The sequence below is a fragment of the Ancylobacter sp. GW821-FHT10E12 genome, from assembly GCF_058809335.1.
Map to the genome: position 1 here is coordinate 382,085 of NZ_JBXASN010000002.1, position 18,906 is coordinate 400,990.

17 protein-coding genes are annotated in these 18,906 nt (G+C 65.0%); 13 read left to right on the plus strand and 4 right to left on the minus strand.

All coding sequences use genetic code 11. The features are described from left to right. The first annotated feature begins 118 nt into the window (after nt 1–118). The 11 genes from AC1RU4_RS04165 (at nt 119) to socB (ending at nt 10,966) form a co-directional block, all read left to right on the plus strand. Nucleotides 119–1,624, plus strand: coding sequence for a sugar ABC transporter ATP-binding protein (locus AC1RU4_RS04165; RefSeq protein WP_492889782.1), 1,506 nt, complete (start codon nt 119–121; stop codon nt 1,622–1,624). Then, nucleotides 1,621–2,604, plus strand: coding sequence for an ABC transporter permease (locus AC1RU4_RS04170; protein WP_492889741.1), 984 nt, complete (start codon nt 1,621–1,623; stop codon nt 2,602–2,604). The genes AC1RU4_RS04165 and AC1RU4_RS04170 overlap by 4 nt, the downstream gene beginning before the upstream one ends. Beyond that, nucleotides 2,601–3,578, plus strand: coding sequence for an ABC transporter permease (locus tag AC1RU4_RS04175; protein WP_492889742.1), 978 nt, complete (start codon nt 2,601–2,603; stop codon nt 3,576–3,578). Before AC1RU4_RS04170 ends, AC1RU4_RS04175 begins: the two co-directional genes overlap by 4 nt. Beyond that, the gene (locus AC1RU4_RS04180) at nt 3,575–4,528 is read left to right on the plus strand and encodes a substrate-binding domain-containing protein (protein ID WP_492889743.1); all 954 of its coding nucleotides are present in this window, start codon (nt 3,575–3,577) and stop codon (nt 4,526–4,528) included. The genes AC1RU4_RS04175 and AC1RU4_RS04180 overlap by 4 nt, the downstream gene beginning before the upstream one ends. 18 nt (nt 4,529–4,546) lie before the next feature. Then, entirely contained in the window at nt 4,547–5,470 is a 924-nt protein-coding gene (locus AC1RU4_RS04185; protein ID WP_492889744.1) for a polysaccharide deacetylase family protein, read from the plus strand. After that, nucleotides 5,467–6,327 (plus strand): aspartate dehydrogenase, encoded by an 861-nt coding sequence (locus tag AC1RU4_RS04190; RefSeq protein WP_492889745.1) that lies wholly within the window; start codon nt 5,467–5,469, stop codon nt 6,325–6,327. Before AC1RU4_RS04185 ends, AC1RU4_RS04190 begins: the two co-directional genes overlap by 4 nt. A 12-nt stretch (nt 6,328–6,339) precedes the next feature. Then, complete coding sequence (locus AC1RU4_RS04195; RefSeq protein WP_492889746.1) at nt 6,340–7,125, plus strand: SDR family oxidoreductase; 786 nt, start codon at nt 6,340–6,342, stop codon at nt 7,123–7,125. Between the two features lie 16 nt (nt 7,126–7,141). Next, nucleotides 7,142–7,843 (plus strand): RraA family protein, encoded by a 702-nt coding sequence (locus AC1RU4_RS04200; RefSeq protein ID WP_492889747.1) that lies wholly within the window; start codon nt 7,142–7,144, stop codon nt 7,841–7,843. A 70-nt stretch (nt 7,844–7,913) separates the two neighbouring features. Further along, entirely contained in the window at nt 7,914–9,284 is a 1,371-nt protein-coding gene (locus tag AC1RU4_RS04205) for an amidase family protein (RefSeq protein ID WP_492889748.1), read from the plus strand. Between the two features lie 433 nt (nt 9,285–9,717). Beyond that, a complete protein-coding gene (socA, locus tag AC1RU4_RS04210) occupies nt 9,718–10,269 on the plus strand; it encodes a type VI toxin-antitoxin system SocA family antitoxin (protein WP_492889749.1) in 552 nt (183 codons plus the stop codon). Further along, nucleotides 10,247–10,966, plus strand: coding sequence for a type VI toxin-antitoxin system SocB family DNA replication inhibitor toxin (gene socB, locus AC1RU4_RS04215; RefSeq protein ID WP_492889750.1), 720 nt, complete (start codon nt 10,247–10,249; stop codon nt 10,964–10,966). The genes socA and socB overlap by 23 nt, the downstream gene beginning before the upstream one ends. A 395-nt stretch (nt 10,967–11,361) precedes the next feature. Here socB and AC1RU4_RS04220 read toward each other — a convergent pair whose 3' ends face one another. Genes AC1RU4_RS04220 through AC1RU4_RS04230 form a run of 3 tightly spaced genes read right to left on the minus strand, consistent with a single transcriptional unit; the run spans nt 11,362 to nt 13,902 of the window. Next, entirely contained in the window at nt 11,362–12,141 is a 780-nt protein-coding gene (locus tag AC1RU4_RS04220) for a restriction endonuclease (protein WP_492889751.1), read from the minus strand. After that, complete coding sequence (locus AC1RU4_RS04225) at nt 12,141–13,064, minus strand: nucleotidyl transferase AbiEii/AbiGii toxin family protein (RefSeq protein ID WP_492889752.1); 924 nt, start codon at nt 13,062–13,064, stop codon at nt 12,141–12,143. The genes AC1RU4_RS04220 and AC1RU4_RS04225 overlap by 1 nt, the downstream gene beginning before the upstream one ends. Next, on the minus strand, nt 13,051–13,902 hold the full coding sequence (locus AC1RU4_RS04230) for a type IV toxin-antitoxin system AbiEi family antitoxin domain-containing protein (RefSeq protein ID WP_492889753.1): 852 nt from the start codon (nt 13,900–13,902) through the stop codon (nt 13,051–13,053). The genes AC1RU4_RS04225 and AC1RU4_RS04230 overlap by 14 nt, the downstream gene beginning before the upstream one ends. A gap of 310 nt (nt 13,903–14,212) precedes the next feature. On the opposite strand from AC1RU4_RS04230, the gene AC1RU4_RS04235 reads away from it, so the two are divergent. After that, nucleotides 14,213–15,937, plus strand: coding sequence for an ATP-dependent nuclease (locus tag AC1RU4_RS04235; RefSeq protein ID WP_492889754.1), 1,725 nt, complete (start codon nt 14,213–14,215; stop codon nt 15,935–15,937). Next, complete coding sequence (locus tag AC1RU4_RS04240) at nt 15,927–17,348, plus strand: UvrD-helicase domain-containing protein (protein WP_492889755.1); 1,422 nt, start codon at nt 15,927–15,929, stop codon at nt 17,346–17,348. Before AC1RU4_RS04235 ends, AC1RU4_RS04240 begins: the two co-directional genes overlap by 11 nt. A gap of 158 nt (nt 17,349–17,506) precedes the next feature. On the opposite strand, the gene AC1RU4_RS04245 is transcribed toward AC1RU4_RS04240, so the two are convergent. Continuing rightward, nucleotides 17,507–18,502 (minus strand): hypothetical protein, encoded by a 996-nt coding sequence (locus AC1RU4_RS04245; RefSeq protein WP_492889756.1) that lies wholly within the window; start codon nt 18,500–18,502, stop codon nt 17,507–17,509. Between the last annotated feature and the right edge of the window lie 404 nt (nt 18,503–18,906).

The following is an 18,906-nucleotide window of genomic DNA, read 5'->3' on the forward strand; positions in this document are numbered from 1 at the left end:
GCCGAACAAATCGTTTGTGACAGGTCTCACCGCCCGGCATCGTAGCGGCATCCGATTTCCACCAATCAGCACCGTCATCCACTCATCCCGGACTGCCAGCGTCCGGGCGAGGATTCCCATGCCCTTATCCGATGAAGCGCTCGTCGCCACCGGCATCGCCAAGACCTATGGGGCGACCTGCGCGCTGCGCGACGCACGACTGGTGCTGCGACATGGGCGGGTGCATGCCCTGCTCGGCGAAAACGGCGCGGGCAAGTCGACGCTCGTCAAGATCCTCGTCGGTGCGTTGACGCCCGATGCCGGCAGTGTCGAGCTCGCCGGTAGACGAACGGCCTTTGGCTCGGTGACACAGGCGATCCACGCGGGCATCGTGCCGATCCATCAGCATCTCAGCCTGTTCCCGGAACTCAGCGTCCACGAGAATCTCTCGGCTTTCGCCATTGCCGGCAGCGGCGGGCTCTGGGCGGGCCGGCGTCTCGTGGACCCCGCACGTGCGCGGGCTTGGCTCCACGAGGTCGGCCTCGATGTCGATCTTGCCGCGCCGCTCGCGGCGCTGTCGCTTGGCGAGCGCCAATTGGTCGAGGTGTCTCGCGCGCTCAGCCTCGATTGCCGCGTGCTGGTGCTCGACGAGCCGACCGCCGCCCTTAACGCCAGCGAGGCCGACCGGCTGTTCGCCGTGGTGCGCCGGCTCTGCGCCACGGGCACGGCGGCCTTGTTCATCTCCCATCGCTTCGACGAGATCGAGGCGCTCGCCGACGATGTCACCGTGTTGCGCGACGGCCGCACGGTGATCGACGCCGCGCCCATCGGCCGTCACAGCCGCGAGGAACTGACCCACGCCATGCTCGGCGCCGGCGTCGAGGCAGCCCCGGAGCGCCTTTGCGCGCGGGCCGATCCGGTATTGGTAGGCCGCGGCTTTGCCGTCCGCCGCGACGCACGAAGCGACACCAACGTCACCGTCCACGCCGGCGAGGTCGTCGGGCTTGCCGGCCTCATCGGCTCCGGCGCGCTCGCCCTCGCCGCGTGGCTGGCAGGCGCACAGAGCGGTGCAGGAGAGCTTTCCGTGGCAGGGCAAGCCTTCACGCCCGGCGATCGCAAGCGCGCGGCCGCACTCGGCATCGCCTACGTGCCGGCCGATCGTCACGTTGAAGGCCTGTTCGCCACGCTTTCGGCGCGACGCAACGTCTCGGTTTCTGCGCTCGGCAAGCTCGCGCGTCTCGGCTGGCTACGCACATCCGAAGAGACGGAGCGGATCGATCCGCTGGTGCGCCGGCTCAAGCTGCATCCCTCGCGACCCGATGCGGAAGCCGCAACGTTCAGCGGCGGCAACCAGCAGAAGCTGCTCATCGGCCGCTGTCTCGCATTGCCGGGCCTGAAGGCGATGGTCCTCCTGGAGCCGACACGCGGCGTGGATGTCGCCGCACGCGGCATCATCCACGATGCCATCCGCGAAGCCGCGGCCTCGGGCGTGGCGGTTCTGGTCGCCACCAGCGACCTCGACGAGCTCATGGTGCTTGCCCATCGCTATCTCGTGATGCGCGACAATCTCCTCGCCGCCGAATTGCCGGGAGACGCCCCGCGCGCGGCGTTGCTGTCGGCGCTGTCCGGGAGCATCGCAGCATGATGCCCGAGCGTCTGCCGAGCCGCCCCTCATCCCTGCGGCCGTACCGCCCGCCGACGGTGGCGGTGGTCTGCCTCGGCCTGTTCCTGATGTGCTGCCTGTTCGTGCCGCGCTTTGCTAACTTCGGCAATCTGGAGAACGTTCTGCGCGTCGCGGCCATTCTCTGCGTCGTCGCCTGCGGGCAGGCGATCGTCATCATTCTCGGCGGCATCGAGTTCTCGTTCGGCGCCTCCGCGGCACTGGCCAGCGTCGTGACGGTGATCGCGCTGCCCGCCACGGGCCCGATCGCCGGCCTGGCGGCGGGTGGCGCGACCGTCATCGGCATCGGGGCGGTGAATGGCTGGCTGGTCGGGCGCATGGGGCTTCCGCCGGTCATCGTGACCCTCGGCACGCTGATGATGGCCTCCGGCATCGCCGCCTGGCTGGTCGGCGGCCTGCCGCTCGATGCGCCGCCCTCCGCCGCCTTCTCCTGGCCGGCGCGCGGGCGCGTCCTCGGCATTCCGGTACCCATCCTCGCCGCCCTGCTCGCCTGTGGCGTGCTGCATGTGCTGCTGGCGTACGGGCGGATCGGGCGGCTCTGGTACCATGTCGGCGCCAATCCGCTGGCCGCGCGGCTCGCGGGGATCGATGTCGCCCGCGTCACCCTTCTCGGTTATGCGGCGGCCGGCGCCTTCTGTGCCGTCGGGGCCATCATCCTGACGAGCCGCGTGGCCTCCGGCCAGCCGGCTCTCGCACCGAACCTGCCTTTTGAGACCATTGCGGCCTGCGCCATCGGCGGATTGCCGCTGTCGGGAGGGCGCGGACACGTCCTGCAGGTCGTGTCCGGCGTGCTCACCGTGGCCATGCTCAACAATGCCGTGGTGCTCATCAACCTGCCGGTGGCTTGGCAGCTGGTGCTGCTCGGCCTGGCGGTGCTGGCCGCCGTCGGCCTGCAGAAGGACTGGGCCGCGCTGAAGCGCCTCGCCCGGAGGGCTGCTCGATGAGGCATCTCAATGAAAGCGGCGCCCGTTTCCTCGTCGCCCCAGCCTCGATCCTGGCGGCAACGGTGCTGTTCGGCCTCTCGACGCCCGGCTTCCTGACGCTCGACAACGGGCTCAGCATTGCCGGCCAGATCTGGATCCTCGCCTTGCTGGCGGTCGGGCAGATGTTCGCCATCACCGTGCGCGGCTTCGACATCTCGGTCGGAGCGGTCGCCGCATTGTCGGGGACGCTGGGAGCGATGGCGGCGAACGCCTTTGGGCTGCCGGCGCTGCTTCTCGCCGTGCCTGTCGGCCTCGCCTGCGGAACAGTGAATGGATGGCTGGTGGGCCACGCCCGCTTTCAGCCAATCATTGCCACGCTGGGCACGCTGCTGGCGGTGAAGGGTCTCGCGCTGCTCGTCACCGGTGACGGGCAGGCGGTGCCCATCGAGGCGGCGGATACGGCAGGGCTCGCGTTCGACGCGGTTCTCGGCCTGCCGCCGCTGGGCTGGGCCGCGCTCGCCTGCATCGGCGGCGCCCATGTCGTGCTGCGCCATCTCGTCCTCGGCCGGCGCATCCTGATGCTCGGCTCGAACCCGGAGGCGGTGGCGCTGGTGGGAGGGTCATCCTGTCGCATCGAGATGAGCGCCTACCAGCTCTGCGGCGTCTTTGCCGGACTTGCCGGCGCGCTCATGGCGGCCCGCGCCGGCGCCGGCCTGCCGACCGAGGGCGCCGGCATGGAGCTGCAATCCATCGCTGCGGCGGTGATCGGCGGCACCGCCCTGGCGGGCGGTCGCGCCAATGTGTGGGCGGTGCTCGCCGGCGCGGCCTTCGTGCAGGTGGTGCTCACAGGGCTCAACCTGTCCGGCGTTTCGCCCTTCTTCGCCCAGATCGCCGTCGGCGCCGTGATCATCGCTTCCGGGCTGATGGATACGGGCCTGCGCTTCCTGCTTTCCCGGCTTTCCAAGACCAGCCAATCGAAAGGGATGTTCCGATGAACCTGTTCCGTGCCGCTTCCCTCGCCACCCTCCTCCTGTCCACGGCCCTCGTGCCGGCCGTCGCCGCCGAACCGGTCATCGGGGTCTCGGTCCCGAATCTCGGCTCGTCCTTCTGGATTTCCGTGCTGTACGGCGTCGACACCGCCGCCAAGGCCGACAAGGCGAAGCTCGTCACGCTCAGCGCCGGCGGCGACGCCAATTCGAGCCAGCAGATCTCGCAGATCCAGGACCTGATCCAGCGCAAGGTCGATGCCATCATCGTCGGCGCCACCAATGGCGACGCGGTGAAGGCGATCGTCGAGCGGGCGGTTGCCGCCGGCATTCCGGTGGTCGGCATCTCCTCGCCGCCCAATACCGAGAAACTCTCCGCCGTGGTCAGCGCCGACCACTACGACATGGGCAAGCTCCAGGCCGAGTGCCTGGCGAAGGCCATCGGCGGCAAGGGCGAGGTGGCGATGATGGCGGGCCCGAGCGGCCAGGCCTGGTCGGACCTGCGCGCGCAGGGCTTCCGGGACACCCTCGCCAAGGCGGCCCCCGACGTGAAGATCGTCGCGGAGTCGCGCCTCGCCGACAACCGCAACGCCGCGCTGACCACGACCGACGACTGGATCCAGCGTTTCCCGGACCTCGCTGGCGTCTACAGCGCCACCGACGACATGGCGGCGGGCGTGGTTTCAGCGCTCAAGAGCGCCGGCAAGGGATCCGTGAAGGTGTCGGCGTCCAACCTTTCTCCGACCGCCCAGCAGATGCTCAAGGACGGCGATCTCGCCTGCACATCGATCCAGCAGATCGTCGCGCAGGGCAAGGCGGCGCTCGACCAGGCGGTGGCGGCCGCGACGAAGGGCAAGGTGGAAGCGAAGGTGGTGACGCCCGCCGTGCTTGTCACGCCGGACAATGTCGGCAGCATCGACCTCAGCCTCGTCGTTGCCCCCGCCGACTATCGGCCCTGATCCTCCTGGAGCCTTTCCATGCTGCCGTCCCGAATTCTGCTGTCCCATGACCGCTTCGCCTATTCGCCCATCACCGCCCGTCCCGACTTCTCCTGGTCGGGCGGCAAGCGCCTCGCCGTCTATGTCGCGCTGTGCGTGGAGCACTTTTCCTATGGCTCCGGGCTCGGGCTCGCCTATTCGCCGGGGCTCGGTCATCCCAATTCCTACAATTGGGGCTGGCGTGAATATGGCAACCGCGTCGGGGGCTGGCGGCTCATCGAGCTGTTCGAGGAGTACGGCCTGCCGCTGACCGTGCTGCTCAACAGCGCCTGCTACGATCATTGCCCGGAACTCGTTGCCGCCCATCGCCGGCGCGGCGACGAGATCGTTGCCCATGGCCGCACCAATTCCGAACACCAGAACGGCATGGACGAGGCGACCGAGCGCGCGCTCATCGCCGAGGTGACGGCCCGTATCCGCAAGGAAGAGGGCACTCACCCCGCCGGCTGGATGAGCCCCGGCGCACACCCCAGCGCGCGCACCGAGGACATGCTGGCGCAGGCCGGCTACGGCTACACGCTGGACTGGCCGATCGACGACCAGCCCGTATGGATGAAGACGGCCGGTGGCCCGCTGCTCGCGATGCCCTATCCGCACGAGGTCAACGACGTGCCGATGGTGGTGCTGCACGACGGGACCGCCACCGCCTTTGCCGACATGGCGATCGACAATCTGGAGGAGATGCTCGCACAGTCCGAGCGTCAGCCTCTCGTCTACGGCATCACCATCCACACCTTCATCATCGGCCAGCCCTTCCGCCTGCGGCAGTTCCGCCGGGTGATGGAGGCGCTTGCCCGCCATCGCGACCGCATCTGGTTCACCACCGCGGGCGCCTGCGCGCACCATTACGCGTCGCTGTTCCCGGCACCCGGCGATCTTTCCTCGCAAGGCACGCAGCCATGAGTTCTCCCTACACCAAGCCGGCGCCCGCGCCGGTCACGCCTGCTCATCGCAGGGGCGTGCTTCGCGTCGCCATCGCCGGCCTCGGCGCCGTCGGCCTGCGTGTGGCGCTGGCCCTTGACGAGGGTCTGCCCGGCTGCGAGCTCGTCGCGGTCTCCGCCAATGATCGCGCCCGCGCGGCCGAACGCCTCGCGGATCTGCGGCGCCCGGTGCCCGTGGTGGCGGTCGAGGAGCTGGAAGCTCTCGCCGATATCGTCGTCGAATGCGCGCCCGCGGCGCTGCTGCCCGCCATCGCCGAGCCCTTCCTCCGGGCCGGCAAGACGGTGATCGTGCTCTCGTCGGGCGCCATCCTCTCGCATCAGGATCTCGTGGAGCTCGCCCGCGCCCATGGCGGGCAGATCGTGGTGCCGACGGGCGCCCTGCTGGGGCTCGATGCCGTGACGGCGGCCGCGGAGGGCGACATCCGCTCGGTGCGCATGATCACCCGCAAGCCGGTCAAGGGGCTGGTGGGGGCGCCCTATCTGGTCGAGCACGACATCGCCATCGACGAGATCACCGAGCCGGTGCGCGTGTTCGACGGCACCCCGCGCGAGGCGGCGATCGGGTTTCCCGCCAACCTCAACGTCGCGGTGGCGCTGGCGCTGGCCGGCATCGGGCCGGACCGCACCCGGCTGGAGATCTGGGCCGATCCCGCGCTCACCCGCAACACCCACACGATCGAGGTGGAGGCGGATTCGGCGAGCTTCTCCATGTCGATCGCCAACATCCCCACCGACAACCCCAAGACCGGGCGCATCACCGCGCTCTCGGTCATTTCCTACCTGCGCAAGCTGAACGCGCCGCTGCGGGTCGGATCGTAGAAAGTCACTCCCATGGATCTGGAACTGAACGGACGCACGGCGCTGGTTCTCGGCGCCGGCGGCGGGCTCGGCCGTGCCATCGCCCGGACACTGGCGGCGGAAGGGGCGAGGGTCGCCCTCGCCGACATCGACGCCGAGGCGCTGAAGGTCACGCAGGCCGAACTCGAAGCGCTGGGAGCGGCGACGCTGCCGCTCGCATGGAACCTCGCCGACATTGCCGCGTGCGACGGCCATGTCGCGGCGATCGAGGCGGCGCTCGGGCCGGTCGACATCCTCGTCAACAACACGGGCGGACCGCCGCCGAGCACTGCCCACGGCGTCGCGCCGGCAAGCTGGGAAACGCAGTTCCGCGCCATGGTGCTGTCGGTGATCCATCTCACCGATCGCGTGCTCCCAAGCATGCGGACGCGCAAATGGGGACGGATCGTCACCTCGACCTCCTCGGGCGTGGTGGCGCCGATCCCCAATCTCGGCGTGTCCAACGCGCTGCGGTCCACCCTGGTCGGCTGGTCGAAGACGCTGGCGCGGGAAGTGGCGGCGGACGGTGTCACCGCCAATGTCATCCTGCCTGGGCGCATCGCCACCGCCCGCATCCGTTTCCTCGACGAGCAGAAGGCCAAGCGGGAGGGACGGGCCGTCGATGCCGTCGTCGCCGAAAGCACGGGCTCCATCCCCATGGGACGCTACGGCACGCCTGAGGAATATGCCGACACCGTCGCTTTTCTCGCCAGCGCCCGCGCCGCCTACATCACCGGCTCGGTGATCCGCGTGGACGGCGGCTATCTGCCCAACATCTGATCCAGGGAGACACCCGATGACCACCACGGACAGCGCGCCGGCCTTCAGCCCGGAACAGAAGGCCGACATCCGCCGGCGCTATCTCGCCGTCGACACGTCGAATGTCGCCGACGTGCTCGACACGCTCGGCTTCATGGACCAGAGCCTTGCCGCCGACTTCGCGCCCTATCCCGCGCATCACGGCCGCATCGCCGGCTGGGCCTACACGATCCGCGGCCAGAAGACCCCTTACCCGCTGGGCGGCGACGCAGAGAAGATGAAGGCCTGTCACGGCGTCGGCCCGGACGAGATCACCGTATGGAGCGGCGACGGCGAGGGCGTCTGCTATTTCGGCGAGCTGATCGCCCTCGGCATGAAGGAACGCGGCTGCGTCGGCGCGGTGATCGATGGCGGCATCCGCGACATTCGCTGGATCGGCGAGCATGGTTTTCCGGTCTTCGCGCGCTACCGCACGCCGACCCAGTCTATCGGCCGCTGGAAGGTCAATGCCTGGCAGGTGCCGGTGGTCATGCGTGGTGCCACCAGCCGCACCGTCGAGGTGGTGCCGGGCGACTTCCTGCTCGGCGACGAGGACGGCGTGATCGTCATCCCCGCCCGCGTGGTCGAGCCCGTGCTCGCCGAGGCCGAGCGACTCACCCGCACCGAGGTCGCCATCCGCGCCGAACTGGCCAATGGCCTCTCGCTCGCAGACGCGCTGGCGAAGTACGGTCACGTCTGAAACACAGGAGACCGCTCTCGGCCGGCGCACCCGATATCGGTCGAGAGCATCCCCGTCACCGGAGCCGATCATGCCCGAGAGCCTTGACGACCTCGCCTCCGACCTCGCCGCTGGCCGGACCGACCCGGTCCGCCTGGTCGAGCGCGCGCTCGAGCGGGCGCGGACGTCCGACGCCGTTTTTATTACCCTCATGTCGGAACCGGCGCTCGCGGAAGCCCATGCCGCTCGCCGGCGATGGGCGAACGGGCGGCCGCTCAGTCGCTATGACGGCATTCCGATCGCGTGGAAGGACCTGTTCGACATCGCCGGCACGCGCACCAGCGCCGGTTCGCGCACCCGCGACGCGGCTGAACCGGCGAAGGCGGACGCGCCGGTGGTCGCGGCGACGCGGCGCCTCGGCTTCATCCCGATCGGCAAGACCAATCTCAGCGAGTTCGCCTTCTCCGGCCTTGGCGCCAACCCGCATTTCGGCACGCCAACTGCGGACCTGCCGGGCACCGAGCCTCGCATGCCCGGCGGCTCCTCCAGCGGCTCGGCGGTCGCGGTCCAGCGCGGAATCGTGCCGGCGGCGATCGGCACCGACACGGCCGGATCGGTGCGGGTGCCCGCCGCCTTCACGGGCTGCGTCGGCTACAAGGCCTCGCAGGCGCGCTACGACATGGCGGGCGTGTTTCCTCTGGCGAGGAGCTTCGACAGCCTCGGGCCGCTCGCCGGCTGCGTCGCCGATTGCGCAACCATGGACGCCGCGTTGCGCGGCCTCGCGGCACGCCCATTGCGCCCCGCTCCGGCACACCTCGTCGTCGACGACGCCATAGTGGACGACCCTGCCGTCACCGCGCCGGTCCGTGCCCATTTTGAAGAGGTGGTGGCGCGACTGTCCCGCCATGTGCCTATCCGCCGCCAGCGGCTCGAAGCCTGGCACCGCGCACGCGAAGCCATCGCGACCCTTGGCTGGCTCGGCGCCTATGAGGCGCGGCAACTGCACCTTGGCACACTGACCGGCCCGCAGCGGGCACTGATCGACACGCGGGTGGTGAGCCGCCTCGACGGCGCCGCCCGCATATCCGCGGAGGCGGCCGCCGAACTCGTCTCGATCCGCGCGCGGGAGATGCAGCGCCTGCGCATGGAGCTTGGCGGCGCCGTGCTGATCCTGCCGACTGTCAAGCATGTCCCTCCGCCGCTGGCACCGATCGAGGCAGATTCCGCGCGCTTCGCCGAGGTCAATGTCGCGACCCTGGCGCTGACGATGATCGCAAGTTTCCTGGACATGCCGAGCGTGGCCTTGCCGACCGGATGGACGACGGACGGACTGCCGCTATCGACCCAGCTCTGCGCGGTGTCGGGAGCCGACGATCGATTGCTGACGCAGGCGATCTGGGCCGAGCAGATTCTTCGCGCCTGCACGCCGGAGTTCGGATCGACTTGCCGGCACTGGCGATGACGCGGGGCCAGCTCAAAGAGATGGGACGCTTCAGGTGGCCACCGCCGCGACAAGCTCTCTCAAGCAAGGCTCGCCCGGCAATTGGCGGCAATGTCGCAGCGCAGCGGGCTATCGGCGGGTTCTGGCGCGCCGACCAAGGTGAAACCGCGAACACCTATGTTATTGAGCTTTCTATGATTTAAGCTGCGAGCCAGTCGCCGCAGGTGAGCGTACAAATGCGGCGGCCTCGGGGGCGCCTCTGCTGTATGGCGGCATAATCTCGGCTTTGCGGAGGCCGTGCGTCCTTGTTCCAGCGAGCGCGAGAGCGGCACAGGTCCGGCCCGCGCGTGCTCACACGACTAAATTGAAGGCGGCGATACGTAAGATGTCATGTATGATCGGAGCGTCGGCAAACTGGGGTGCACAGGCGCGCCGAATTGGGTAGAGGTCCGCTATGAGTCTCGCCCCCTACGACGCCAGAGCAGTATGCAATGCGCTCCTTGATGAGGCTGCCAAGTTCGGGCGGCCAGTAAGCAATCTCGCCCTCCAAAAATTGCTGTATTTCGCCCACGGTCTGTACCTCATCGAAACCGGGTGCCCGCTCGTGCTCGGCTATTTTGAGGCGTGGCAGCATGGCCCGGTCCACCCTTCAGCCTATGCAGCATTCAAGCTAGCTAAGGATCAGCCGATTACATTTCGAGCTCAGCGGCAGGACCCCTTATCCGGCCAGCGGCACGACTTGCTGGGGGTGACGGACGAGGTGGCGCTGGATCGGGTTCGTCGTGTCACCCGGCATTACGGTCCGCTATCGGCAGGTAGGCTAGTTGCGCTGTCACACGCAAAGCACGCTCCCTGGCACTACGTTGTGCAGAGCGCTAAAGATGCTATGGTGTTTGGCCTGCGCATACCAGATAATGTTATTGTTGAGCGTTTCAGACACCATAAGGTGACCATCGGTTCCGATCCTCCTCAGGGAGACCCCGTTGAAGACACGCCTTTTGCCTGAAGTCGATCTAGCCCGCATCACTGTATTGCCGCATGATCGGCAGTTGGCAGCGCTGCGGGCATTCAAGGGCGGCTGGCCCCCTTATTCGTACGCTGTATTCCGGGGGTCAATCTTCAGCATTTGTAACGTCGAGGCCCCCTTGTTCGGGCCGAAGGAGCGGGCCTGTTGGCCGGAAATCGCACGTGCTATCGAGCGTGCACTGAAGAAGGACGATGCAAGAGCTGCAAATCTGGCCGTTGCGGAAGCGCTCTATGAGTTTGCGGTGGAGCATAACATTTCCGGTCGTGCTCAAGACTTCTTCCCGATGGCCGTCGGCACGTCGGGCAAGGTGCGGTACTGGTCGCCGGCTGTGCTATCCGTCGATGGAGAGCCCACGATCATCCTTGCCGATCCCAGAAAGCGCAGCGCGTTGTCTCCTGAGGCCCGACGCTTTGCGATGTCAGTTATGCACGAGCGTATCCGCGTTCTTGAGCCGGACTACGCCGATGTCCGCCTCGCGGTAATTCAGTTCGCTGTTGAAGGCGAGGCTCGAAGAGCCACGCTCCACAGCGACGCCGGTCTCGACCTCTTTGGTTTCGACGACCTCGACCGCATGGTCCGCCAGACCTACGAACTCTGGCGGCAGGTACAGCATGAGCGTGAGGAAGAAGTGAAGCGTGGCACGGGCACGTGGGGACCTCTGTTCGGAGGCGAGTAAGTCGCTCAGGGGCATCTCACCTCAGACGGCTATCGAGGCTCCTGCGTGATTCCTGAGCTTCGGTCCCTCTGGAGTGCGCGTTGACCTCCGGCGCCTCCAGTTCTGCGTGCACCTTCAAGGGCACTCTGAACCTATAGCATAGCCCAACGCCGTCTCCAGCTAGCCTGATGACGGTCTCATAAACTTCCGCAGGCACATGAGCCGCACGTACATAATCTATGAACGTGTGCAGGAACGAATAATATCTTCATGGCTTCCGCGGCCCGCCAGCCTTTCACTTGAGCTGACGAGCATCTGCTTCATCGCCACTAAAGGCAGCATTTTCAAAGAAGCTAAGGTGGCAAGCTCCCACATGCATCAGTACGAACAGGGAGCACGTCCTCCAGACGCGGGCCTCAATCATCATGAGTGACGTCCTCGGGGCTCAAGTCGCGCGTCACAGGGTTCACCTTCCGCAACTCTACTAAACCCTCAGCCGCATATCGCTCCAGCAGCGCCATCAATTCACGGTAGCCGGTGGCGTTTCTCACATCACCTGGAATGACGACGCCATGCTCATCCATTTTGGCGAGGTCGAAAGGCATGGCGGGCACGCGCTTGTCGACCATCCCCAGGTAGGGAGAGAACGGCATCAGCATGAGGCCTGCGAACAGATATCGGTTCAGCACTTCGTCATAGGCAGCGCGCTCGTCGTCGCTCTGAAGCAGATGGTAGCCGGGCGTCCCGATCGGCTCGTAATAGGTGTTGAAGTCGCCGATCCTGTCTTCGATGGCCCGGCAGCGGTGGCTATACCACTTGGCGAAATATCGCTCCTGAAACTCCTCGAAGGTGACGAGATTGATGTTCGTTGCTTTCGCGGCCTCGACAGCGCCTGATTGGAAGCCCATTCGCGAGATGATGTAGCCCCGGTTGGCGCCTGTTTCTTGCATGACCGTACGGAAGGCGTGCACCACCTCTTTTGGGATGTTAGTCTTCCAATTCTTGCACTCGCAAACCGTGCGATGGACGATGCCGTCCACCGTTTCTTCCGCGTAGACGTCGACATCTACATCGCCGCGCGGCAGTTTGAGATTGACCTGCCGCTTCGCGGCCATGCCGCATTCATTGAGAATGGCCGTATCGAGTTCTTCGAGCTCTTCCCAGCTTTCCGGTACGGCGCCTGTGATAAGCGGCATTATGGGTTCTCCGGGAGAACGGCCTGCAATTCCTCAGCAAGCCGCTGCCTGTTCTCGGGTTTGAGCCGATCGAGATTGAACTGTTTCCACCTGACGGCAGGAAGATGCCGGGCCTCCGGCACACCCAGCAGATCCCAGTTCGGCGCGCCTTCCTTGAAGCCAATAAGAAACCGCCGGTGCTCTTTCGGCATACGCTCGACTATCTCCGCGACAAGCGCCGCGCGCGCCGCGATCAGCTCTTCAAGCGAGACGTCTTCATTCGTCATGCCCGCGAACTCGCCTGCGAACACGGCGGCGATATCCTTCTGCGGGGAGCGCAGCACTTCAGCCATCGGGCGGTGATGGCTGATGAGATAGACGATGAAGGCCTGCCGAAGCGCGTCCGTGATCCCTTCATTTGCGAGCAAGTCCCGCACGTCGAACAGGTCACGCGGATGCTGACGGTCGAGCGCCGCCATGATCTTCCCGCCATAAAGGTCGGCGAACGAGACGACCTTCGTTTCGGCAAAGCCGAACTCCTCTTCAACAGACGCCGACACGCCGCGTATCTCCGGTGCGAACACGCAGCCACGCAGCACGGGCGTGACCTCGATCTTGATTTGCGCGCCGGGTCGCTGGACGGTCAGCTTCGTGACGATCCCTTCGGCGGCGTTCATAACTTCATTGACCCGCGCATCGCGAAGGCCCGCGCGGATCGCGCCCGCCAGGCGCTTCATCGCGGAATCGATAGCGGCAAGCGACTCCGCGCGTTCCGCGACTGTTAGGTACGCAAGATCGATGTCGACCGACAGGCGCGGCATGTCGCGCAGGAACAGGTTGATTGCTGTGCCGCCTTTGAGAGCAAACTCCTCCTCCGCCGCGACGAACGGCATGACGGCGATCAGGAGCGCGACCTGCGCGCGATAGCGGTCAGATCGGGGCACTGAGATCCTCCGGCACTGTGATCAGGTATTTGGCGTCGAGGCGCCCGCCTTTGACCAGCACGCGCTTTCCGCTGCCGAGCGGCACGCGCTCCCGATCGATCTGGTTGAGCCAGCGATGACCATGGCGCTCGGCAAACCAGAAGAAGAGCCGCCGGACCTTGATGCTGCGGCAATCCTCCAGCAGCCCCTGAAGGCGCTTCGGGCTGAGCGTGCGCAGCCCCTCCGCGATCATGTCGACGTTATGAAACGTCTCCCGCCCCGGTAGCTCGTCGAGCATTTCGAGGAAGGCCCGCTCGGTCGTCGAGATGGTCAGCGGCCACTCCGCGTTCGTCTGGAAGGCGCGCACCGCGCCCCCTGCGAAAGCCTCAGCGTGCTGCCCGCTGTTGGTCTCGATATCCCAAGCAAAGCTGGTCAGCCCCTTCGTAACGGGCTCGGATCGGAAGAGCGTCTGCGAGCGGTGAAATACAAACCGCACGTCGAGCGGCAACTTCGCGAGCCAGTTCGGCGGCGCCTCCCGGCCATGCAGGTGCACGACGCGCGGGCCGCCGGGCGACAGATAGTGACCGAAGCCCTGCAACTCGAGCGCGGTCCGGCCCCCTACTATCAGCGGACATCCCATCAGGGTCTGGAGCGATATGACCGCTTTTTCCCAGGTCAGCACGCCGCGCGGCCGTTTGAAGGTGCCGCGCACCGGCTGCACCAGCCATCCGCCCTTTACATACTGGCTGCGCAGGCTTGTCGAATAGCCGTGCTTCTCCATCCAGACCGCATCCACGAGCAGCCCATCGGGGAGCGTCTTTTCCAGATAGTTCAGCTTTCCTTCATTTTGCGTAGTCATACTTTGTAAATTAGCACAATGTCAAACCTACGAGCAAGTTTGAGTTTCTCGATATTTACGAAGTCAGGCTTCGCTTTTCGTGCTCATATCAAACCCGCCCGTTTGCCAAACGCACGCATCATATTGATATCAAAGCACCAAAATCCAATCGTGCGATGCTAAATCTAAGTGTACCAGACGTAACCATGACGGGCCCGGGGTTCAACCGATGAGCGCGGCGCAATGACGACTCGCGCGCCTATTCGCTCCTGTTGTTTACTACGGGGATTCGCCAGCAGGCTGCTGGCCAAGAAAATGCGCCGGGGGAAAAATGACACTGGTTAGAGCAATAGAAGTAGAGAATTTTCGGAGCATAAAGACGCTGAGATGGCTTCCCGGCCCAGGCATCAACTGCCTCATTGGTCACGGTGATAGCGGCAAGTCCACAGTTCTGGACGCGATAGATTACTGCATCGGCGCCCGGCGGACGTTGCCGCTGACGGACGCGGATTTCTGCGGGTTGGAAATGGAGAAACCTATCCGCATCTGTATCACGCTCGGAAGCCTGCCTGATGAGCTGAAAAATATCGATAGCTACGGCCTTTATCTACGCGGCTTCAACACTGCCGATGGCACGATCGCCGAGGAGCCGGAAGCCGGCCTCGAAACTGTCATCACCGTTCAGCTGCTCGTGGAAAGCGATCTTGAGCCGCAATGGTCGCTGCTTTCAGCGAGGGCTACGGCGCAGGGACAGTCTCGCTCCCTGAACTGGGCCGACCGCGTCAAAATTGCGCCGACACGTCTGGGTGCTGTCAACGACTACAATCTCACATGGCGTCGCGGCTCGATCCTGAACCGTCTTTCTGACGAGCGGGCTGATGCTTCAAAGGAGCTGGCCAAAGCCGCGCGCAATGCGCGCATCGCCTTCGGTGCGCAGGGCAGCGAGCAGCTTGCCACAGCGCTCGGCGCAGTGAACGACGCCGCCAAGAAGCTCGGTATTCCCATTGGAGCGGAAGCGAGGGCGCTGCTCGATGCCTCCTCAGTCTCCTTCTCGGGCGGTACGATTTCATTACATGACGAAGTCGGCGTGCCGCTGCGCGGACTCGGCCTTGGATCGATCCGGCTTCTGATTGCCAGTCTGCAGCGGCAAGCGGCAGTGCAGGCCTCGATCATTTTGATTGATGAGCTGGAACTCGGCCTTGAGCCGCATCGCATCATCATGCTGTTGCAGGCTCTGGGCGCGAAAGACAACCCGCCGCCCTTGCAGGTTTTCATGACCACGCACTCGCCTGTCGCGGTGCGCGAGCTAGCGGCAGCACAGCTTCACGTCCTGCGGAAGGATGGCGACCAGCACTATGCTTTGGCCGTGGGCAACGCGGGTGATGTGCAAGGCACCATCAGAAGGTTCCCCGATGCGCTCCTTGCCACCACGGTGTTTGTCTGCGAGGGCGCCAGCGAGGTCGGACTTATGCGCGGCTTCGATCAATGGCGCGCAACAAATGGGCAAGCTCCAATAGCAGCTCACGGCTGCGCGCTTGTTGACGGCGGCGGCAGTGAACTGTTCAGCCGTGCGCTGGCGTTCCAGGCTCTGGGCTATCGCGTCGCTACGCTGCGCGACAGCGACGTGCACCCCACGCCCGAACTTGAGGCAAAGTTCCTAGCCGCAGGCGGTCAGACTTACCGGTGGCGTAACGGTCGCGCCCTCGAAGACGAGCTATTTGAAACCGCGGGGCCGCTAACCGTCGCGAAGCTACTGGAGCTTGCCGTTGCTGAGAAGGAAGAAGCACTCGTCAACGAGCATATAAAGACGGCTTCGGGGAATACGAAAGACCTCGCCGTGATCCGCGCCGAATGCGCGGCAGGAGTTACGCCCGCGACCCGAACGCTGCTAGGTGCGGCCTCCCGCTTCAAGGGGCAGAAGGGCTGGTTCAAATCCGTCGGTGCGATGGAGCAGGCAGCATGCACGCTGATCGCGCCCGAGCTGCCGCAGGCCATCGATCCCGCCATTGGTCAATTCATGGACCAGATCTTCACCTGGATCGCCAATGGGCGCTGATATCGACTTGCTCGCCATAGCGCGGGGCCTGATCGTCGCGCCGGCAGGTTGCGGCAAGACGCAGCTGATCGCGGAGGCGCTTAAACGCCACTCGGGTCCCAAGCCGGTGTTGATCCTGACCCATACCAATGCCGGGGTCGTTGCGCTCCGCGCCCGGCTCGACAACGCGGGCATCAAACCGTCCGCCTACCGGCTGTCTACGATCGACGGATGGGCCATACGCCTGATCTCAACGTTCCCCGAACGCGCGGGACACGACCCTGCGATCCTTACCGGCGCCCGCCCGAGTTATCCGGCGATCCGGGCGGCAGCCGCCAATCTTCTGAAGCACCGCCATTTAAACAACGTCATAGCGGCGAGTTATGCACGCCTGCTGGTCGACGAGTATCAGGATTGTTCGTTCCGCCAGCACGCCATTGTCTATTATGCCTCAGCGGTCCTGCCGACATGCGTCATGGGCGACGATATGCAGGCAATCTTCGGCTTCGGAGATGATCCGCTCGCGAAATGGAGGGAGCACGTATGCGCTCATTTCCCCGCCGCAGGAACGCTCGACACGCCATGGCGGTGGATCAACGCTGAAGCACCTGAACTGGGCACTTGGTTGCTCGACGCCCGCGCGCGCTTGATCGCCAGCACACCTGTCGACCTTCGTACCTTGCCTGCCCATGTCACCTGGGTGCAACTCGATGGCACTGCCGCAGACCATCAAAAGCGCCTCGAAGCATGCCGGACCCGTGCGCCTGGCGCACAGGGCTCGGTCCTGATCATCGGTGCAAGCACAAGCCCCAACAGCCAGCGCCGCTTTGCAAGCCAGACACCCGGCGCCGTCACAGTGGAGGCTGTCGACCTGCGCGATCTGGTCTCGTTTGCTGAAGGGCTCGACCTTGACGCCGGAGATGCACTCCGCCGCATCGCTTCATTTGCCGAGCAGGTCATGACGAATGTGGGAGCCAATGATCTGCTCCGCCGCACAGAGACGATCATGCGGGGTGCCGAACGCCGCGCGGCCTCTGCGACTGAAACGGCGGCCATCGCATTTCTGAACGACCGCACGTACAGGCGCGTGGCCGCTCTCCTGGCAGCAATAGGCATGGAGCCAGCGGTAAGGGCCTATCGCCCCGCCGTGCTTCAGGCGTGCATGCGGGCGCTCGACATGTGCCAGTCTCAGGATGGCAGGACGTTTCGCGAAACTGCGGTGATGATGCGTGAACAGAACCGGCTTCTTGGTCGCCCTCTCCCCCGGCGTGCGGTCGGTAGCACGCTTCTTCTGAAAGGGCTCGAAGCGGAAGTCGCCGTCATACTCAATGCCGACGAGCTTGACGCACGCAATCTCTATGTCGCCATGACCCGGGGCTCAAAGCGTATCGTGGTATGCTCGCGAACGCCGGTTCTAACCCCGGCGATCTGACACGCGCTTGTCTTAGACAGTGACAAACCCCACTCGTTCATCCGACTGAAGCGGACGCGCGATCGCCCCGCGACGGGTGTTCGACCGTCCGCATCCGCACATCCCGCGCTAGCATCACAAGCACTGCTTCAAGCAGTGAAAGTAACCGGCTTCTCCCGCTACACCTGCGCCAGCCGGGCGATATCCCTGCGGATGCGCCGCAGTTCCGGCCAAGGGAATTGCCGCCCCTCGGCGCCATCAGCGCCGACAGAAATAAGGACGTCAAGCTTCGCGGAGATCCCGCGCAACGAAGTGGCGTTTGCCGCCAGAAGACCCTCCATCAGGCACTCTTCATCGTCGGCAGCCATAGCCTCTTTCTGCCGGGCGGCGGAGTAGCCGATGGCGCGATCTGCGTCGTCCCAGCGTCGTTTATGCGCACACAGCGCAGCAGCGACTTCGTCGCGCCGCTTACAAAGCGACGGCACATTGGCCGCAAGCTCATCGAACTGCCGCAGAGAGCTGACCCGCACCGGTAACGGCAGTTCGGCTGTAGCCAGAACCGCCTGCGGAAAGCCGATCGTCCGCGCGAGTTCGGACTCCAGACGCTGCTGTTTCCGACACAGGGCAAGCGTGCGCCGATGCGCGGCGCGCCACCCTTTCCACGCGAGGACGGCGGCATCCGTTGCGCTGTCGTCTTGCGGCGCCGCCGCAGACGAACTGTTGAATGACGTGCCGCCGATCGTCAGCAGGACGGCATAGAGAACGTCCCTCCGGGATGGCCGGGACAGACTCGTGCTAATCTCAGAATCAGCCATGATCCGAGCTCCAATCAGCTTGGTTGTGGTCAGGCCGGGTTGGGTGTTCGCGCACTCACCCCGGCCGTTGTACGTGCAATGCACGTGCATGACTCTGCCTCGAACTACGCCGGATCGCAAGCAATAAGGCCGATGACGAAACAGCCCTTCACTACCCGCATTGATGCTGACGTACTCGCGCTGGCGCGCCAGCTCGCTGACGCCGAGCGGCGATCTATTACGGCTTTGATTGAAGTTGCCTTGCTCGAATATGCCGAGCGTCGCGGCATCTTCGTCGCCGAAAAATCGCAAGAGGTTGTCGAGCCTAAACGCGGCAAATGATACCGAGATGGGAGATCTTTTGCGATCAAACGACAGCACATCAAGCTTCCCTGCATTGCTGCTCGTGTGCAGGAGAACTGCGATCTCTGTGCGGTTCGGCGGCAGTTTCTCTGCAACGTGTCTGCACGGCGATGGACAGCCATTGGCATCACTGGTGCAGGCTCGACGCTAGTTGGGTTGCCGCGTGGACGGCGTTTGACCGTGAATCCACCGCGTCGGCGATCCCGCATCCGACAGCGGCCGTATTAGCTGCGGTGCCGGCAGCGTGTCAGCGGCCTCCATTGGCCAGAATGTAGTTTTCTTGGTCATTACCGAGTAGTATATTCGCCGTGTGTTGTCAGATTTAGATGGCAGATAGCGAAGTAGAGGTATCCGTCCGAGGGCTGCACTGATGTCAGCTCTTGACGGGATCTTGCTTCTTCCACGCCCACGGCAGCAGTTCG